General features: G+C 63.3%; 14 protein-coding genes. 8 read left to right on the top strand and 6 right to left on the bottom strand.

The genetic code is table 11. From position 1 onward, the window contains the following. Nucleotides 1-1,278, top strand: coding sequence for a glucose-1-phosphate adenylyltransferase (locus tag J8C05_RS06890; RefSeq protein ID WP_211421519.1), 1,278 nt, complete (start codon nucleotides 1-3; stop codon nucleotides 1,276-1,278). A gap of 29 nt (nucleotides 1,279-1,307) precedes the next feature. Next, on the top strand, nucleotides 1,308-2,234 hold the full coding sequence (locus J8C05_RS06885) for a YihY/virulence factor BrkB family protein (RefSeq protein WP_211421518.1): 927 nt from the start codon (nucleotides 1,308-1,310) through the stop codon (nucleotides 2,232-2,234). Between the two features lie 43 nt (nucleotides 2,235-2,277). Here J8C05_RS06885 and J8C05_RS06880 read toward each other — a convergent pair whose 3' ends face one another. Together J8C05_RS06880 and J8C05_RS06875 are read right to left on the bottom strand one after the other, a co-directional pair. Beyond that, nucleotides 2,278-2,736 (bottom strand): peptidoglycan-binding domain-containing protein, encoded by a 459-nt coding sequence (locus J8C05_RS06880; protein WP_211421517.1) that lies wholly within the window; start codon nucleotides 2,734-2,736, stop codon nucleotides 2,278-2,280. 381 nt (nucleotides 2,737-3,117) lie between these two features. After that, nucleotides 3,118-4,896 carry a SpoIIE family protein phosphatase gene (locus tag J8C05_RS06875; protein WP_211421516.1) on the bottom strand — a complete coding sequence of 593 codons (1,779 nt, stop codon included), beginning with the start codon at nucleotides 4,894-4,896 and terminating at the stop codon, nucleotides 3,118-3,120. Between the two features lie 192 nt (nucleotides 4,897-5,088). Between J8C05_RS06875 and J8C05_RS06870 the strand changes: the two genes are divergently transcribed. Continuing rightward, a complete protein-coding gene (locus J8C05_RS06870; protein ID WP_211421515.1) occupies nucleotides 5,089-6,255 on the top strand; it encodes a redoxin domain-containing protein in 1,167 nt (388 codons plus the stop codon). 3 nt (nucleotides 6,256-6,258) lie between these two features. Here J8C05_RS06870 and J8C05_RS06865 read toward each other — a convergent pair whose 3' ends face one another. Then, on the bottom strand, nucleotides 6,259-7,167 hold the full coding sequence (locus J8C05_RS06865; protein WP_211421514.1) for a decaprenyl-phosphate phosphoribosyltransferase: 909 nt from the start codon (nucleotides 7,165-7,167) through the stop codon (nucleotides 6,259-6,261). Between the two features lie 74 nt (nucleotides 7,168-7,241). Beyond that, nucleotides 7,242-9,035, bottom strand: a complete 1,794-nt coding sequence (locus J8C05_RS06860; RefSeq protein ID WP_211421513.1) for an ABC transporter ATP-binding protein — start codon at nucleotides 9,033-9,035, stop codon at nucleotides 7,242-7,244. A 181-nt stretch (nucleotides 9,036-9,216) separates the two neighbouring features. On the opposite strand from J8C05_RS06860, the gene J8C05_RS06855 reads away from it, so the two are divergent. From J8C05_RS06855 to J8C05_RS06835, 5 genes are all read left to right on the top strand, one after another. Continuing rightward, nucleotides 9,217-9,564 (top strand): PASTA domain-containing protein, encoded by a 348-nt coding sequence (locus J8C05_RS06855; RefSeq protein ID WP_157850656.1) that lies wholly within the window; start codon nucleotides 9,217-9,219, stop codon nucleotides 9,562-9,564. A 57-nt stretch (nucleotides 9,565-9,621) separates the two neighbouring features. Then, on the top strand, nucleotides 9,622-10,341 hold the full coding sequence (gene rpe, locus J8C05_RS06850; RefSeq protein WP_211421512.1) for a ribulose-phosphate 3-epimerase: 720 nt from the start codon (nucleotides 9,622-9,624) through the stop codon (nucleotides 10,339-10,341). A gap of 60 nt (nucleotides 10,342-10,401) precedes the next feature. Further along, nucleotides 10,402-11,589 carry an outer membrane protein assembly factor BamD gene (locus J8C05_RS06845; protein WP_211421511.1) on the top strand — a complete coding sequence of 396 codons (1,188 nt, stop codon included), beginning with the start codon at nucleotides 10,402-10,404 and terminating at the stop codon, nucleotides 11,587-11,589. Between the two features lie 93 nt (nucleotides 11,590-11,682). Beyond that, nucleotides 11,683-14,556: a M14 family zinc carboxypeptidase gene (locus J8C05_RS06840; RefSeq protein ID WP_211421510.1), complete on the top strand. Its 2,874-nt coding sequence runs from the start codon at nucleotides 11,683-11,685 to the stop codon at nucleotides 14,554-14,556. 212 nt (nucleotides 14,557-14,768) lie between these two features. Then, nucleotides 14,769-15,512, top strand: a complete 744-nt coding sequence (locus J8C05_RS06835) for an RNA polymerase sigma factor (RefSeq protein ID WP_211421509.1) — start codon at nucleotides 14,769-14,771, stop codon at nucleotides 15,510-15,512. 20 nt (nucleotides 15,513-15,532) lie between these two features. Here J8C05_RS06835 and J8C05_RS06830 read toward each other — a convergent pair whose 3' ends face one another. Both J8C05_RS06830 and J8C05_RS06825 read right to left on the bottom strand, forming a co-directional pair. Further along, entirely contained in the window at nucleotides 15,533-17,440 is a 1,908-nt protein-coding gene (locus J8C05_RS06830) for a hypothetical protein (RefSeq protein ID WP_211421508.1), read from the bottom strand. Beyond that, nucleotides 17,441-18,256: a TatD family hydrolase gene (locus J8C05_RS06825; protein ID WP_211421507.1), complete on the bottom strand. Its 816-nt coding sequence runs from the start codon at nucleotides 18,254-18,256 to the stop codon at nucleotides 17,441-17,443. Between the last annotated feature and the right edge of the window lie 355 nt (nucleotides 18,257-18,611).

Raw genomic sequence — 18,611 nt, 5'->3', positions numbered from 1 at the left:
ATGGAAAAAGTTCTGGCTGTTATTCTGGGCGGCGGCAAAGGCACCCGCCTGTATCCGCTCACGCGGGAACGCTCAAAGCCGGCTGTCCCGCTCGGCGGCAAGTATCGTCTGGTGGATATTCCCATCAGCAACTGCATCAACTCCGGTATCTCACGGATACTGGTGTTGACACAGTTCAACTCGGCGTCCCTGAACCGCCACATTGCCCGTACCTATCGGTTCAGTCAGTTCGCCAATGGTTTTGTCGAAATCCTGGCGGCGGAGCAGACGCCGGAAAATCCCGACTGGTTTCAGGGCACGGCCGATGCTGTCCGTCAGAACTTCCGCCATCTGAAAAGCACGCACGCAACGACGATTCTCATCCTGTCGGGCGATCATCTCTACCGCATGGACTACGCCAAGTTCATTGCCTACCACGAGTCGTTCGACAATGACATCACGGTTTCCGTCACGGCCATCCCTCCCGACGAGGCTTCGGAATTCGGGCTGCTCAAGGTGGATGAAGACGGGCGGGTGATTGAGTTTCGGGAAAAGCCCACGGGTGCGGCGCTTGAGGAGATGCGCGTGGACACGACCCGGTTTGGCCTTGCGCCGGAGGAAGCGGCCAAGCGCCCGTATCTCGCTTCCATGGGAATCTATGTCTTCAAAATGGATGTGCTGGAGTCGCTGCTGCGCGACACCAGCCGGGTGGATTTCGGCAAGGAGGTCATTCCGCACGCCCTCGAAACCCACCGGGTGGGAGCGTATCTTTTCAACGGCTACTGGGAAGACATCGGGACGATCAGTGCCTTCTTCCGCGCCAACATCGAGCTGACGGATGTCCTGCCCCGCTTCAACTTCTTCGACATGTCTGCGCCCATCTACACCCGGCCCCGGTTTCTGCCCGGTACAAAGGTGCGCAACGCCCAGATCATCAACTCGATCATCAACGAAGGGTGCATCATCAACGAAGCCACGATTCGGCGTTCGATTGTTGGCATCCGCAGCCGGATTGAAAGCGGCACCCACTTTGACCACGTGCTGATGATGGGGGCTGACGAATATGAAACCGTGGATGAACTTCAGCAGAACCGGGCGGCCGGGCGGCCGGATATTGGCGTCGGGAAGTTCTGCACGGTGCGGAACGCCATCCTCGACAAGGGGGTGCGGATTGGCAACAACGTCCGTCTGCTGAATGAAAGCGGCGTCAGGGAGGCCGACGGTCCGAACTACTGTATCCGTGACGGTATCATCATTATCCCCAAGGAAGCCGTTATCCCGGACAACACCACCATCTGAACGCGGCAGGAACGAAGGGAGTGGCTGCCATGGGCCGACTTCGGCAACTGCGGGAACTGCTTTGGAAAACGACGCTCGATACGCTTGAGTACGACTGCATCGGCTTTGCCAAGGAAGCGGCCTATTCCTTCGTCCTGACCTTCTTCCCGCTGCTGCTCTTTTTTGTGGCGGCGTTTGCGGCGCTGGGCAGCGAGCAGACGGCGGCGATTCTGGACGCCCTGCGGCGCATCATGCCGCCGGGAACGTTCAGCGTGGTGGAAAGCTACTTGCAGCAGCTTATGCAGGGACGGCCCGGACGGGTGGCGTTGCTGTCCTTTGTCGCCACGCTCCTGCCGGCCATCGGGCTGATTGCCACGCTGTCGCGGGCGCTGGACCGCATCTATGGGATTTCCCCCCGGCGCCCCTTCTGGCGGGAGCAGTTGCTATGCCTGGAGCTGGTGTTTGTCGTCGGGTTGCCGTTGGTGCTGGCGTCCATTGCCGGCGTGGTCGGCGCCCATCTGGAACACCTCATCACCCGCTGGAGCGGCGGTTACGTCACCTTTGGTTATCTGTGGGCCGCCGGGCGGTGGTTTCTGGTCGTGCTGAGTGTGTTTCTGATTCAGATGCTCCTGTACCGCCTGGCGCCGAGCCGCCCGCCACGCTGGCGGCACATTCTGCCGGGGGCCGTTTTTGCCACGACGCTGTGGGGATTGGCCACGCTGGGTTTCGGCATTTACGTGGCCAATTTCAGCGCCTACGGCCGCATTTATGGCAGCATCGGCACGGTCATCGTGCTGCTTGTCTGGATGTACGTCATCACCTTCGTGTTCCTGGTCGGAGCGGTTTTCAACCGTCGGCTGGCCATTCTGGAACTTGAACACCGGCTGGAAAAGCTCTCCACAGCCGAGGCCACGTCCGTCCTGCTCACCAGTGTGACCGAGGAAACCGGCAAAGCGGAGACGGCCCACCTTCCCTGAAACGTAGCTGCCGAAGGCGGGCCGCCGGAGGCCGGGCAACCGTTCACTGCGGCGGTGGCTGATCGGTCGGCGGCGGAAGCTGGACGGGCGGGGCCGAGGTGTCGCCGGCTTCCGACGTGTGTCGGGTGAGTCCGAGCCGCAGCAGGGCCGGCGCCGTTGGCGTGCCGGTTTCTTTCAAACCGTTGGCACGCTGGAAGTTCCGCATGGCTTCGCGGGTGCTTTCATCATACTGCCCCGTGATCTCGCCCTGGTAGAAACCGGCTTCCCTGAGCTTTTCCTGAATTTCGCGGGTACGCGCTTCCGGGATGACCAGACTGCGCGGCGGGCGGTAGGGCGTCGCTGGCGCAGCCGCCCCTGTGCCATAGGCGGCCGTCACGCGGCTCCGGCGGCCGTAGCGTCCGCCCCGGACGCGGTAGGCGCGTCCGCTCCGTCCCCGCACGACACGCCCCCGGCGGCTGCGGTAACTGCGACTGCGGTAACTGCGGCCCCGCGTACTGCGCATCCGTGCGCTACGTCCACGTGCCCGGCTGGCACGTCCCCGACCGCGGGCAGCCCGACCACGGGCAGACGGTCCCCGGCGGCTCCGTGCCGCTGCGCCACGACTGCGGCCGCTCCGGGCCCGTCGGCTCTGGGCGCGCTGCTGACCGGCCGCACGCCGTTTTTGGGGGCGGATGACTTCTTCAGCGTGGGCGTCGGGAAACATCGGGGCGGGAAGCCCGGCTCCCACGAGTAAACATGCGATGACGAGTGCCAGTCTGGCGCACAGCGTCCGACTCCTGTGCAGCATGGAACATTCCTTTCCGTATGATTTCGAGAAACTCATGACGGCCCTGAACCTTACCACCCGAACCTTACCAGATGATGACCAGGGTTGCCTTCCCGGTCAGCGCGTGCACTTGACGACGACCACCGTGATGTCATCCTCCGGGATGGACCCGGAGGCAAAGGTCAGAGCTTTTTCGACAATGGTTTCACACAGCTCGCGCGCCGGCAGGTGGACATGGCGGTGGATGACAGCTTTCAGCCCATCATAGCCGAAGTAGTTTCCCGTGCGGTTTTTGAGTTCCGGGATACCGTCGCTGTACATCACGAGGACATCCTGTGGGTTGAGTACGTGGGTCAGGATGGGGAGCCTGCCCAGCATCGGCCGTACCCCCAGCGGGTAAGCTCCCCCTTCCAGGCTATGGACGGTTTTCGTGGCGGCGCAGTACACCATGGGGTAGGGGTGTCCGGCATTGGCGATGGTGATATGTCCGGTCGGCACGTCGAGCAGCGTGTAGCAAAACGTCATCAGGTCGCGGCGCGTGCCATTTTCATGGATGAGTTTGTTCAGGGTCTGCATCACGTGCACCGGGTCGGGCGAGATACCAAGCTGGTTGAACAGCGCGCCTTTGGCCAGCGCCATCAGCAGTCCCGAAGAGATGCCGTGGCCGGAGGCGTCTCCGATGACCACGGCCAGCCGTTCCTCGCCGACGTGGATGTAGTCGTAATAGTCACCCCCGATGTCTTCTGCCGGACGTGACAGCCCCGCCACCTCGAAGCCGGCAATCAGCGGCTCACACTGGGGCAGCATTGAAGCCTGGATGCGGGCGGCCAGGGCCACTTCGGCCTGGAGCCGCTGCCGTTTCATTTCTTCTTCGAGAAGGCGTGTGTTTTCAATCTTGACGGCTGCCACGCTGGCAATCGTGGTCAGCACCTCCAGGTCGTCCGGCGTAAAACGGCGCTGGTAGGGGTTTTCGACGTAAATCAGCCCGTGGAGCTGCTCCCGAAACAACAGCGGAACACACATCACGGAGCGAATGTCGCCGAGCAGAATGGACTGGCTGCCGGCGAAGCGCGGGTCCTGCCGGGCGTCGGAGGTCAGCACTGCCGCTTTGGTTGTCAACACCCGTTCGGTGATGCTCTGGCAGACGACAGCTTCCTCACAAGGCAGGCGAGTGGTGCGGGTGCGCGCCACACGGCATTCAAGCTGATACTGCGCGTGGTTGTAGGTCAGCAGGAATCCCCGCTCCGCCGGCAGCGACTCGAAGACCAGGCTCATGACTTCTTCCAGCGTTTCACTGAAACTGGCATTGGAAAGCAGCGTGACACCAACCTTGCTCACGAGCGCCAGCAGGTCAGGGCGCTGCGGCTCCAGCTTTGTTTTCGGGAAAGTCTCCGCCGGGGCTGCACCTGGTGTTGCGGTCAGAAGGATGGTTTCCTCCGGCACAGACTGGGAACCTCTGGGGAGTCCCCCGGAACTGCGCTCAAAGGCGCGATGCAGAATTTCTTCTGCTGTGTTGACCGTCCCCATCCCGATCTGCGCTTCCGGGACCGTAGCCGCAGAAGTCTGGGAGTACGTCACCGACGGCGCGGCAGTCTGGGTAAAGTGCGTTTCGGGGACGAGTTCGAGTTCGGTTTCGCCAATGCGGAAGCGTTCCCCTGGGTGGAGGCGGATGGGCTGCGCAAGGCGCTGTCCCTGGTAGTAGGTGCCATTGGCGCTGCGGAGGTCTTCCAGGATGTAGGTCTGTCCATCCTGCTGAAGTGCAGCGTGGATGCGCGAGGCAAAGGAGTCCGGCACCATGATGTCGGCGCGCACGCTGCGCCCAAGGGTGTAGCGGGGTTTGACCAGCAATATCCGGCGCGGTGGTGTGTTGGGCAGGTGAATGACGAGGGAATACATTGCGTCTGGGTCGGGCGTCTGTTGGCTGGAAGTCAGCACATGGCGGCAAAAAATAGTCGAAAAGTGTGCCCGGCGCTACGGCCGAACTTCAGCGCGGTGCCATAGATGCTGGCTGCACAAGGGCGGCCGGGAAAGCCGGCGCGGGGACACCGGGTTGTTCTGTGGCCGACAGTGATCAACAATACAAAATCTATGTTTCTCCTTGCCTGTGCCTTTGTCCTGGGAATTCTGGATGGTTTGTGGTCGCCGCCCCGCGAACGGGTCTGGCCGGTTCGGGTCCTTCTGGGGCAATCCTTGGCCCGCCTGCTGTGGTGTGGGGCGCTGGGGATTCTCGCCGGACAGCTTGGTGTCTGGGTGGCCGAAGCGGCGTTCCTGATGGGTTTTGGGCGGCAGGTGTTCTTCGTCCCGGCTGTGGGGCTATTGCTGTTGGCGCTGGGGTGGCTGGGTTGGCGCTGGCGGCTGGGACGCCGCCCCTGGGTTGCACCCCGGCTGGGACATCCGTTTGCCGTGGTCATCCGGGTTTCTTCGCTGCTGCTGGCAGCCCTGCTGCTTGCCCTGACGACCTGGGAAATCCGGCAGGCAGCCGTGGCGATGCTGTGCTTTGGCTTTGGCGCGTTGCCCGGAGATGTGGCGCGGTCGCTGTTTTCCAACAGCCGGTGGTGGGAACGGCTCCAGCCGCTGGCCGCTTCCGGCGCAGCCGGAGGGCTGACCGTGGCCGCTTTGGTGCTGACTGCGGCCGGATTGGGCTACGACGTGTTCACCGGACGCGCGCTGGGCGATGATCTCGATCACCTTGGCCACGTCATCTCCGGTGATGACAGCCTGATCGCCATTGGCGCGCTGGTCCCGGATGTCGCCTTCAAGAGCCTCGACGGGCAGACCGTCCGCCTGAGCCACTACCGTGGCCGCATCGTCGTTCTGGTGGCGATTGGAACGCGCTGCCCGTGCGTCGAAGCCTACCGCGCCCGCCTCAACGCCCTGGCCGGCACCTATGCCCCGCGCCAGGTGGTCTTTATCGGTTTCAACCCGAACGCCAATGAGTCCCTGACGGAAATCCGCGAGCGGCAGAAGGCCAAGCCGTTCGTCTTTCCGGTCGTCGTGGATGAAGGCCGTCAGGCCACTGACCTGCTGGGTGCTACGTGCATGACGGAATGCTTTCTGGTGGATGCCGCCGGGCGGCTCCAGTACCACGGGCGCATTGACGACAACACCTATCACCCGGAGCGGGTGACGGCCCACCTGTTGCAGGAAGCTCTGGAAGCGGTTTTGTCCGGGCGTCCGGTCAATGTCCTGTGCCGGCCGGCCATTGGATGCGCCATTGTGCGCCAGACGCCCGGCGAGGCTCAGCGCAACCAGTAGAGATCAGCGCAACCAGTAGAGAATGGCGACAACCGCCAGCCCATACAGCACAAGGTTGGCCAGCGATGCGCCGTCGTTGAGCAGCGCCTTTTCCGGGCTGCCGCCCATCTGCCGCCGGTGGATGAGATACAGGTAGCGAAAGATGCCGTAGAGCACGAACGGCACGGTGAACACCAGCCGCGTCGTGCCAAACTTGGCCACCGTTTCAGGGGCGACGGTGTAGAAGGTATAGCAGACGACGGTCGCGGCCGTGACAATCGAAATCATCTGGTCAAGCAGATCGGGTGTGTATTCACCCAGAATCCGCCGGTGGGCCGTTGCTCCGTCTTCGAGCAGCAGCAGTTCGTGCCGCCGCTTGCCAAGCGCCAGAAACAGCGACAGCAGCATGGCGCAGATGAGCAGCCAGGCAGAAATCGTCACGGCGATGACCTGTCCGCCGGCAACGGCCCGCAGCACGAATCCGGCTGCAATGCACCCCACGTCGAGAATGACGACGTGCTTGAGGCGTACCGTGTAGGCGACTTGCAGCAGGAAGTACGCCACGGCCGTCCAGGCAAACGGCGTTGAAAGCCAGAAGGCCGCCGCCAGCGCCCCCGCCGACAGACCGCCACAGGCCGCAATGCCAACCGGGACTGGCAGCGCCCCGGAGGCCAGCGGCCGGTGGCGCTTGAGCGGATGGGCGCGGTCATTTTCGATGTCGAGCAGGTCGTTGAGCAGATAGACGCCGCTGCTCAGCAGGCAGAACACGGCGCATGCGGCACACACCAGCACCGTTTCCCGCCAGTGAAAGAGGTTTTGCGAAAAGAGCAGCGCCGGAAACAGCAGCACGTTTTTCGTCCACTGCTGCGGACGCATCGCCTTGAGCAGGGCCAGGGGCAGGGTGAGACCGGATGAAACAACGGCAGTTGGCATAGCCGGTGACTATAGCCGACGGGCCCGGCCGGGGAGTAGGGCGTCCGTCCGGTCCGGTTAGCTGCTCTGGCCGGTTAGCTGCTCTGGGACGTGAACTGAAGCTCGTAGAGCCGCCGGTACGTTCCCTGGGCCGCCGTCAGGGTGGCGTGGTCGCCGGCTTCGACGATGCGCCCGCGCTCAAAGACCAAAATCCGGTCGGCGCGCTGGACCGTCGCCAGCCGATGGGCGATGACCAGCGTGGTGCGTCCCTGCATCAGGGTCGTCAGCGCCGCCTGGACGAGGTGTTCGGATTCCGCATCCAGCGCCGAGGTCGCCTCATCGAGCAGCAGAATGGGGGCGTTGCGCAGCAGGGCGCGGGCAATGGCAATCCGCTGGCGCTGTCCGCCGGAAAGTGCCCGTCCGGCTTCGCCAATCCGCGCGTCATAGCCGCCCCGTTCGAGAATGAACTCGTGGGCGTAGGCCGCGCGCGCGGCCTGCTCGATTTCGGCGCGGGTGGCGCCGGGCCGTCCATAGGCGATGTTTTCGGCAAAAGTGCCGTCGAAAAGGACCGTTTCCTGGGGAACATAGGCCACAAGCTGCCGCAGGGCCGCGCGGGTGACGTGGCGGATGTCCACGCCATCCAGGGTGATACTTCCACGGACGGGGTCATAGAAGCGCAGGAGCAGGGCAAAGACCGTACTTTTCCCGCCGCCGCTCGGCCCGACCAGCGCGACAGTTTCCCCCCGGCGGATGTTGAAGGTGACGCCATCAAGCGCCGGCCGCGCCGTTTCGGGATACGTGAACACCACGTCGGTCAGCGCCAAAGTCTGCTGGAAGGTGGCCGTCGTCAGCGCCGTTGGCGCATCCGTAACCGGCGAAGACTCATCGAGCAGGGCAAAGAGCCGACCGGCAGAGACAATCACCTGCTGATAGGCCTGGTAGGTCTGGGTCAGCTTGCGCAGTGGGTCATACAGGCGCACGAGCGCCAGCAGTGTGGCGGTAAAAGCGCCGGGCGTCAGTTCGCCGCTGGCTATGAGGTGGTGGGTGTAGAAGATGACGCCCGCACCCACCACGACGCCCAGCACATCCAGCAGGGGGGAGGGCAGAAACAGGGCGCGGGCCGTACGGAGGTTGAAGCGCCGCAGCCGCTGAACGGCCGCCTGAAAACGCGCCTGCTCCGTCGCCTGTGCGCCGTACGCCTGGACGATGCGGTAGCCGGACAGCACTTCCGTCGCCAGCGCCAGCACGTCTTCAATCGCCTGCTGGGTGGCGCGGCTGGACTGCCGGAGGCGGCGTCCGAACGTCGCCGTCAGCAGCGCCAGCAGCGGCACGACGGACAGGGTGAGCAGGGTCAGCTTCCACGACAGCACAAGCGCCAGCGCCAGCAGGCAGACCAGCGTGAAGCCTTCCCGCAGGGCATCCGCCAGGTATTGCGCCACCCCGGACTGTACTTTCTCCACATCGGTGATGAGCGCATTGGTCAGTTCGGCCGTTCGGCGGCGGTCGAAAAAGGCCGCCGACTGGTCGAGCGCATGGGTAAAGAGCGCCATGCGCAGGGTGACAATGACCGACTGCCCCACGGAGGTCAGCAGGAAGTTGGCGGCAAATTCCGCCAGCCCGCGCAGGAGACTGAAGCCAATGAGCAGCCCCAGCACGACCATCCAGTAGGCGCTGCCGGCCGGGAGCCAGGTCTGCAACCGGGGTACGGTCACGCCCCCGATGGTCGTCGGGAAGGTATCACTGCCGAGGCCCAGACCATCGAAAATGGGCTGGATGAGCGCCGTGCGGCCAGCCTCGAAGAGACCAACACCGGCAGCGGCCAGGACGGCAATGACAATCCGTCCGGCATGGGGGCGTGCATAGCCCAGAAGGCGCAGCAGGTCTTTCATGGCGGACAACTTTAGAGCAAATCACCGCGCTGTCCATCGCCTGTGCAGCCGGGAAGTCGTGCCCGCCAGGCAATCGGGAGTGGGTGATGTACCTCCGGGTCACACTGGCGTTTCAACCTGGCAAGGTGGGGCCAACGAATCGGTTGCCGCTGTTCTGGCGTGGGTGATAGAGTCGCGCCCCATGGCGAGCGTAGTCAGCAGTAGCCAGCCGCAGCGCACGATTGGGTCCTGGCTGAAGCGCCTTGTATGGCGGGTGATGTTTGTGTCTCTGCTCGTTGTGGCTTTCATTACCGGCAGCATTGCCACGTGCTACGTGACACGTGGGGAGCGGGTGACGGTTCCGAACGTGGTCGGAAAAACCGAACCTGAAGCCCGTGAGATACTGGAAAAGCAGGGATTGCGCGTCGTGATCATTGAAGTGCCGAACGCGCCGGAGCCGGTGGGCACGGTCGTGCGCCAAAACCCGAAGGCGGGCAGTGTCGTCCGCCGTCCCTTTCCGGTGAAGATCAATGTCAGTCGCCCCCAGTGAGTGACCTCGGCGCGTTTTTCGCCCGTGCGGCCACTAAAATGAACGGTTTGGTGGGAAATGACAGGTCAGACTGAAGTCAAAATAGCGCCTTCGATTCTATCGGCCGACTTTGCGCGCCTTGCGGAAGAAATCCAGCGGGTGGAAGCGGCCGGCGCGGACCTGCTGCACGTGGATGTCATGGATGGGCACTATGTCCCCAACCTGACGATTGGGCCGCCCGTGGTGGCGGCGCTGCGCCGGGTGACGCGCCTGCCGCTCGACGTGCACCTGATGATGACCAACCCGGATGCCTTCCTGAAGGACTTTCGGGATGCCGGCGCCGACAGCATTTCCGTCCATGTGGAGGTCGTTCATCACCTTCATCGCACCCTTGAAGCCATCCGGTCACTGGGAGCGCGGCCTGGAGTGGTGCTCAATCCCGGAACGTCGCTGGTCCTGCTGGAAGAGGTGCTGCCCTTTGTGGATTTCGTACTGGTGATGACGGTCAATCCGGGCTTTGGCGGGCAACGTTTCATCGAAGCCTGTCTGCCCAAGGTGGCCCGCCTGCGCCGGATGATTGACGAACGTGGTCTGGACGTGGCCATTGAGGTGGATGGCGGCATTGGTCAGCACAACGTACGCGCACTTGTGGAGCGCGGCGCGCAGTGGATCGTCGCCGGTTCGGCCGTGTTCGGCGCGCCTGATCCGGGGCTGGCCGTCAGGCAACTCCGGGCGGCGGCGCTGGGTGTCGCGTCGCCCGATGGTGAGTCCGGCGAGGCCGTGCCGGCGGCTGTATGAAGTCATCGAAGCCGGGGGCTGTCTCCCGTGCTTCTCTGGTGGAGGGCTTGGAAGTTGTTGATGTCAAAATGGTTTGAGCCGACGCTGAAGCGGAGTTGGGCGCTGCTGGCCCTGACCGCCTGCCTGGCGGCTTCCCTGGCCTGTGGAAGCCCCAAGAAAAAGGTCACGACTGAGGAAGTTCGTGAGGGGCGCGACCGGGAGCTGTATGCCGAAGGGCTGCGCGCCATGCGCAAGCGGCGCTACGAGGAAGGCCGCCTGCTGCTGAGCACCCTGATTGGAAGCTACGACGGCAGCCCGCTGCTTCCGCTCGCCAAGCTTCTGATTGCCGACTCGTTTTACCGGGAAGGTGGCGCTTCCAGTCTGGCGCAGGCCGATGTGGAATACCGCGAGTGGTTGCAGTTTTTTCCCCAGCATCCGCTGGCGGATGATGTCCTGCTCAAGATCGCCCAGATTCACGTCCGGCAGATTGGCCCGGCCAATCTCGACAACACGGAAGCACGGCGGGCAGAGCGGGAGTTGCTGCGGCTGGTCCGGGAGTATCCGCAGTCGAAGCTCCAGCCCCAGGTGCAGGAATACCTGAAGTTCACCCGCGAGCAGCTTGGCATGCACAGCCTGGGCGTGGCGCGCCTGTACTTCAAGCAACAGAAGTACGTCGCCGTCAAGGGACGCTGCGAGAGCATCATTCGGAACTATCCTGACTTCACCTACATGGACGAGACGCTGTTTCTGCATGGCGTCTCCCTGACCCAACTGGAGGATACGCCCGAAGCGGCCAAGTCCTTTGCCCGAATCGTGCGGGAGTATCCCAACAGTGAGTGGCGCGACAAGGCGGCGGAATATCTCGAACGGTTTGGCGTGGAAGTGCCAGCTCCCGCCGAGGGTGCCGAAGTCAAGCAGGTGGTGCGCAAAAGCTTCATCAAACGCAAGTTCGAGGAAATTTTCGGCCCCAGCGCCAGCGTGACAAAGGAAGGCATCATCCTCAAGAAAGACGACACCATTGATCCTGAAGTCGAGGAGTTGCTGGTGAGCCTGGGTGTGCGGACGGATGTCATCACCCCCGAATCCACCATCACCGGACAGGGCAAGCAAATCCAGACCTACGGGCAGCGCGCCACGAACGGGCAAACCGAGGCCGCGCGCCCAACGGCTACCGAGTCCGAGCCGACGCCCAAGCGGGCGGACGAACCGACGCCCAAAGTTGTCGAGCCAAAGAAAAGCAAGAAGTCGAAAGCCCAGCCGCCCCGCTAGCTTTGCGCGTATTTTCATCTTTTCTCCCGGCATGCGTCAGGGCCGGCGCTTCCATCGCGCTGCCTTGGGCGGTGCCCGGCCTGCGCCACGTCCATGAAAATTTTGAAAGCTTCCTTCACTGCGCTGCTTTGCCTGTTTCTGCTGATGCCGCTGCCCCCTTCCTTTGCCCAGTTTCCGTCGCCGCCCACGACAGCCACCGTCGCTTTCGATTTCCGGCAGTTTGCGCCTTACGCCCCGGATTTCGTTTCTCCCTGGACGACGCTGGGTTACGAAATTGGCAGCTTTCACACCAACTATGCTGGCTTTGAGCGTGTCCTCCGCGACTATGCCGCCAGGTCCGACCGCCTGCGTGTCTTCGAGCGCGGACGCACGGAGGAACACCGGATGCTCTACACGCTGGTCATCAGCGCCCCGAAAAATCTGGCCCGGTTGGAAGCCATCAAGGCCGACGCGTCCCGGTTGGCCGACCCCCGCCAGCTTTCGGACGAGGCGGCCGAGCCGCTCATCCAAAACCTGCCGATCATCGTCTGGCTGGCCTACAGCATTCACGGCAATGAGTCGGCGGCCTTCGAGGCTATGCTCGAAGTGCTCTACACGCTCGTGGCCAGCCAGCATCCGACGATTACCGAGCTGCTCGACCAGACCGTGGTGGTCATCAATCCGTGTCAAAACCCGGATGGCCACGAGCGGTTCGTCACCTGGTACAACGCCGTCGGCATTGGTCGTCCTGAACCCTTTGCCATCGAGCACCGTGAGCCGTGGAGCATCTACGGGCGGCTGAACCACTACCTGTTTGATCTCAACCGGGATTTGGTCATGGCCTCGCAGGTGGAATCGCAGTCGGCCATGCAGTCCTTTCTGGAATGGCATCCGCAGGTCTGCGCCGACCACCACGGGCAGACGGTCAACTATTTCTTCCCGCCGGCGGCTTTGCCCATCAATCCGAATCTTGACCGTGGGCAGTCGGACAAGTGGCTGGAGGTTTTCGGGCGCGGCAACGCGGCCGCCTTTGATCGTCACGGGTGGCAGTATTACGTCCGGGATGTGTTCGATCTGTTTTATCCGGGCTACTGGGATAGCTGGTCATCGCTCAACGGCGCGACCGGCATGACGTATGAGACCGACGGCGGCGGTTGGAAAGGACTCAACTGGCGGCGGGACGACGAAAGTATTCTCACGCTGCGGGACGGCATCGCCCGGCACTTCACGGCCTCGCTGGCGACACTGCAAACGGCGGCGGCGCACCGCGTGGAACGGCTGCGGGACTACCGGGCGTTTTTCGTCCGCTCCATCACCGAAGGGCGGCAGGGCCCCCTGCAGTGTGTGGTGTTCCCACCGGAAGGGGACGCGGGGCGTCGCCAGCGGCTCGTGGAGGCCCTGCTCCACCAGGGCGTGGAGATTCAGATGGCCAAAGCTCCCTTCACCCTCAAAGCCGTCCACGACTACTTCGGCGGCGTCCAGCCGACGCGGGAGTTTCCGGCCGGCACACTGATGGTCACGTTCGATCAGCCACGGGGACGCATGGCCCGGGCGCTGCTGGAACCGGACACCCGGCAGGACCAGGCCTTCATCGAGCGGCAGCTTGAAAAGGCGCGGCGCAATACCAAACGCGGACCCAACGCCCCCAAGGAAGAAACCGAGTTTTACGACATCACGGCCTGGTCACTGCCGCTGGCGCTGGACGTGCCGGCATACTGGGCGGGGAGCCGGCCGACGGTCCAAACCACACCGGTCACCTCGGTCGTGCCACCGGCACCGCCGCTTCCGCCCCCGGCCAAAACGGCGTATGTCTTTGGCTACACGTCGGATGCCGAGGCCAGACTGGCGCTGCGCCTGCTTCAGGAAGGCTACCGGCTGGCGACGGCGGTTCGCCCCCTGCGGGCCGGAGAGCGCACCTATCCGCGTGGGAGTTTCATCCTGCGCACCGAGCGCAACCCTGAAACCCTCCACACCCGCCTGTCCCTGCTGGCCGGTGAATGCGGGGTTGAGGTGCAGGCCATCAACTCCGCCTACACCGACACCGGCATTACGGGTGTCGGCTCCGAAGGCGTTTACACGTTGCGTCCGCCACGCATTGCCGTCATTGCCCAGGAAGGCGTCAGCCAGACTTCATACGGGGCGCTGTGGTTTATGCTGTCCAGGGACATCGGGACGGAATTTACGCCCATCACCGTCGAGACCTTTCTGGATTTGCGCCTCAGTGAATTCAATGTACTCATTCTGCCGGATGGCTCACCGGGGGCGTACCGGCGGGCCTTTGGCAAGGAGGGTATCGAGCGGCTCAAGCTCTGGTGCCGCGAAGGCGGAACGCTGATTTGCTTTGGGGGCGCTGCCGCCTTTGCCGCCCACAAGGACGTTGACCTGACGGGCGCGCGGCTGGTTGGAGAAGAAGGCGACGCCGAAAAAGACGGCCCGGCGTCAGCACCGGCTGACAAGCCCGGCGCGGCGTCGGATGAAGCTGCCGGAGCACCGGAAACCGGCAGCACACCAGCACGCTATCGGGAGCAGGGGCGCAAAAAAACAACCGCCAGGGAGAGCCAGAAAACCGTTGAGCCAACGGCTGATGCGGCGACCTCCCCCGATGCCGGATTGGGCAAGGAACCGTTGCCGCTGCCGGGAGCCATTTTTCGGGCGGTGGTCAATCGGGAGCATTTTCTGACCTTCAGCCATGAGCAGGCGGAGCTTCCCGTGTTGCTGACCCAGCGTTTCTTCCGTCCCTCAAAAACCGGCACCAACGTGCTGACCATCGAAAATCCCAAGCCACTGTCCGGCTTCGTCTGGGAGGGAAATACGGAGCGGTTTGTCCGTCAGACGGCGCCCGTCATCGAGGAGCAGATTGGCGCCGGGCACGTCATTCTGTTTGCCGACGACCCCCACTACCGGGGCATCTGGCATGCCCAGCGCCGCCTGTTTCTCAACGGCTTGATCTTCGGCCCGACGATTACGTTCAGCACCGGTTTGCGCTAGGGGCTGCCACTGCACCAAATCGTGCGCCCGAATGAGCCGGCCGGCCGTGGTTGTTTTCTGACCACGGTCGGCCGGCGGTTCTTTGTTGCCTGCCAGGTGGTTGAAAGCAAAGAGGTTGTCGTTTTCTGCCCGGCCTTCCGGGAACTTTGGCACGTGATTTGTTTTTACATAAAGCCAGTGATTGCCAGTTCACGATTAGGAGGCTTTCCATCATGTGCCGTTTGACGACTGAAGACACCTTATTGTCAGTTGCCTTTACCCCCTCGCCTGCCACGTTTCCTCCCTCATCTGACTTTGCCGACAGTTCACTTGGCGATATATCTGAAAACCATCTGCTGGGACGCGAATTTGGTCTCGAACCGGGCGTTCCCGGTTTGGATGAAGTTGCAGAACTGGAAGAAGATGTCACCCCGGAGTCCACGACGGAACCGGAGCCGCCCTCGCCGGCGGCAGCCGAAACCTTTGACACCCTCTATCGCCAGCATTACCGGCGGGTCTATGCCATCTGCCTGCGCATGACCGGCAACCCGGATGATGCGGAAGACCTGACCCAGGAGGTGTTTGTACAGGTGCTCCGCAAGCTGGACAGCTTCCGTGGCGAAGCGGCGTTCACCACCTGGCTGCACCGGATTGCCGTCAATCAGGTGCTGATGCACTTCCGTAAAAAGTCCAACCGGATGGAGAGCGTGACCGAAGAAGGCGATATGCCGGAAGAAGTCACGCCGGTCACGATCCGGCAATCGCAAACGCCATTCGTGGACAAACTGGCGCTGCTGTCCGCCGTCAAAAAGCTGCCCCGTGGGTATCGTACCGTGCTCATCCTGCACGACCTGAACGGTTATGAACACGAGGAAATCGGCGGCCTGCTCGGCATCAGCGCCGGCACATCGAAGTCGCAACTGCACAAGGCCCGCGCCCGGATGCAGGAAATCCTGACGGGGGCCAGAGCCGCCTGAAGGTCACGGCCACCCAATCGCTAACGGGCAGGTTCCGCGCCTGCCCCTTCCAACCAGAACAGGGCCAGTTGCCCATCCTGCCGGACGAGTGTGGCGTACCTCCGCAGGTACGCCACAAATCGTGCCCGTTCCGCTTCGTTTTCAAACGGCGTTGTCTTGGGATCGAGTACGATGCCGGGCGCGATGAGCAGCCAGTCCACATCGAGCCGGGCCACGGCTGCGGCCAGCTCGTCCGCCGTGCGGGCGCCCCAGACAAGGCGCGCCAGGGTGTAGTCCTCAAAAGCGTAATCGGTCAGAAACGGGCGTTCGAGGTAGTACGTCCGGGCGCCCGTCGTGACCAGCCAGATGCGCGCCTGCGGTTCGGTATGTTCGGCAAGAAAGCGGAACAGTCCGTATTCGGGCAGCTTCGACCGAAGGTAATCCCCGGCCGGAACAAGGCCCAGCCCCGCCGCCACGGCCTGTCCTTCAACGGCCAGATCAGCGGTGCGCAGGACATTGGCCGTGATGAACAGTCCCAGGCAGACGAGACCGATCCGGCGCAACCTCCGGTTGATGCCAAGCCAGTCGGCGGCAAACCAGACGCTCACCACCGCCACCGGCGGCAGGACGGGGAGCAGAAAGCGTACCTGCTGCGACGACAGCGCCCACAGCCCGAAAAACAGGCCAGCAAAGGCGGTCAGTCCCCGCAGGCGGCTGTCCATCCACCGCCACAGCGCCAGCGCCGGAACGAACAGGAAATAAACCGCACCAACTTCGCCGTCGTAGTGCCGGATGTCGTCAGTGCGGGCCAGCCAGCACACCCGCCAGGGAAGGGTGAGATAGTCGAGCCAGTCTTTCGTGGCGCTGCCGTAGCCCTGCAGAAACAGCAGATGCAGGCGGGCGCGGTCAGCATCCCAACCGGTGCTCTGCGTCGGAAACAGGGTGTAGAGCAGCGGGAAGACCGGGTTGTGAACCAGCCACAGATTGCGCCCGTACCAGGGTGCTGCGACGACCAGCAGCGGCCCGAAAAACAGCGCCAGGGTCCGAATGACGCGGCCCGGAGAAGGTGCCGGAGAGGTGACGGCCAGCCATCCCAGCAGTACCGGTAGCAGCGCCAGCGCCAGCGGCAGCGCCAGGTATTTGATGCTGGCCGCGCCGCCAAAAAACACGCCGGCCAGCACCAGCGCCGAAGTGCGGCCTGTGGCGTGCCAGTCCAGAAGGCGGTGCAGCGCCTGTACGACGTAGAACGCCAGCGCCAAATCCACATAGGGCCAGCCGGCTTCGAGCCAGACCATGGGGGTGCTGGCGAGAACGGCGGCCGCCAGCCATCCGCCGGTGGACGACAGCCCCGTGGCGCGGGCCAGCCGGTATGTACCAAGGCACAGCAGCAGTCCGAAGCCGGTGTGGATGAGCGCGGCCGTCCGGTCACTCCCGGCGCTCATGCCGCAGGCGTACAGCCCTTCGACCAACTGTGGAAAGTAGGCAAAGATGTTGTTGGGAAGTTCAACGAAGCGCCCGGCGGCCAGATAGGTTTTCTGGACGGCAAGGTGATACACGAGCGCGTCCTTGGCTGTGGGCGGAGCCAAAGCGGCAAGGCCGGCGCTGCCGAAGCTGATGAGAATGACCCCCAGCGCGGCGCGGTTCGTCCAAGGCATCTGCCGCCAGTGCGTCCAGCCCCCGGCAAGGGCTGTCCACCACGCGCGATCAAGCAGCCCCAGCACGCCAAGGCCAAGGAACAGCAGTGCCAGCGGCCGCCCGTAACCGCCAAACGTCTGGGCCGCAAAGACCAGCCAGCCCGCGCCGATGCTCCCCAAGGCGAGATCGTCAAGGGCGCTGTGGACAGTGCCGGGCAGGAGCAGACGCCGGCACACCCGGCCGCCAAAGCGAAGGCCGGAAAACAGCAGCCCGACAATGACGAGATCAAGGGCGGCTTGACGCAGCAGGGTCATTCATGCCTTGGCAGTGGTTACCGCCGAGGGCACGGCGGCTTCAAGCCGGAAAAGGCGGCAGAAGTTCATGGTCGTCAGCCGGCCGAGGTCGGCGACATCCATTTCGTGAAGCTGTGCCAACTGGCGGGCGACTTCAATGACGCGCACCGGCTCATTGCGTTTGCCACGGTAGGGTTCCGGCGACAGGAAGGGGCAGTCGGTTTCAATCAGCAGACGTTCACGCGGCACGGCACGGGCAATCTCACGCAACTCGTGGTTTTTCCTGAAGGTGACGTTGCCCGAAAAGGAAATGTGGAAGCCCAGTTCGACGCCGGCTTCCATGAGTTTCCACGAGCCGCTGAAGCAGTGGAAGATGCCGGGCCGTTCAACCTCCGTCCAGTAGTCGCGCAGCATGGCGATCATGTCTTCGTCGGCGTCCCGGATGTGCAGGATGATGGGAAGCTGGCGTTCGCGGGCAAGGGTCATCTGGCGGGCAAAGACGCGCCGCTGTACGTCACGTGGTGAGCGGTCATAGTAGTAATCCAGCCCGATTTCGCCCCAGGCAATGACTTTCGGGTGCGTCATCAGATCGAGCAGCCGGGCTTCGAGCGGGGGCCCGTAGGCGGCGGCATCGTGGGGATGCACCCCGACCGCGCCGTAGATGTCGGGTTCACGGTCAACGATGCGCATACCGATGTCAAGCGAGCCACGGGCAATGTCGCCGCCGCAGATTTCAAGCATCATCCCGACGCCGGCAGCGCGTGCCCGGTTGAGGACTTCCTCCCGGTCGTCGTCATAGCTGTGAAAGTCCACGTGACAGTGTGAATCCACGAACATCGTTTATCTACTCCTGCTCAATCTTCAGTCGTCCCGGAAAGCACATCAAGTCATTGTTGCGCGCCGTGGGAGCCGGAAAGTGCCGCCACGTCACGCCAAAACACCGCTGTAGCCTGGGCCTGGCCCGGGACAGGTTTGGGTTGCCGTGTCACGGTTCATGCCTGGTTTTCCTCGGGTGTGCCTGCCTCATGTCCGGGAACGTCGTGCATAAATCACGCGCCAGCCGCTCGATGACTTTGCTGCCTCAGCCCTGTGCTACCTGCCGCTCCAGAATCTCGCGGCCAACCTGCCACAGTACAGCCCAATCAATACAGCCCAATCAATTCGGCATTGGCCGCAGGGCCGCGCACTGGCG

This window comes from Chloracidobacterium sp. N, assembly GCF_018304765.1.
Classification (GTDB): Bacteria; Acidobacteriota; Blastocatellia; order Chloracidobacteriales; family Chloracidobacteriaceae; genus Chloracidobacterium; species Chloracidobacterium aggregatum.
The sequence above is the reverse complement of the archived record's forward strand: the minus strand, read 5'-3'. Positions and strand labels throughout refer to the sequence as shown.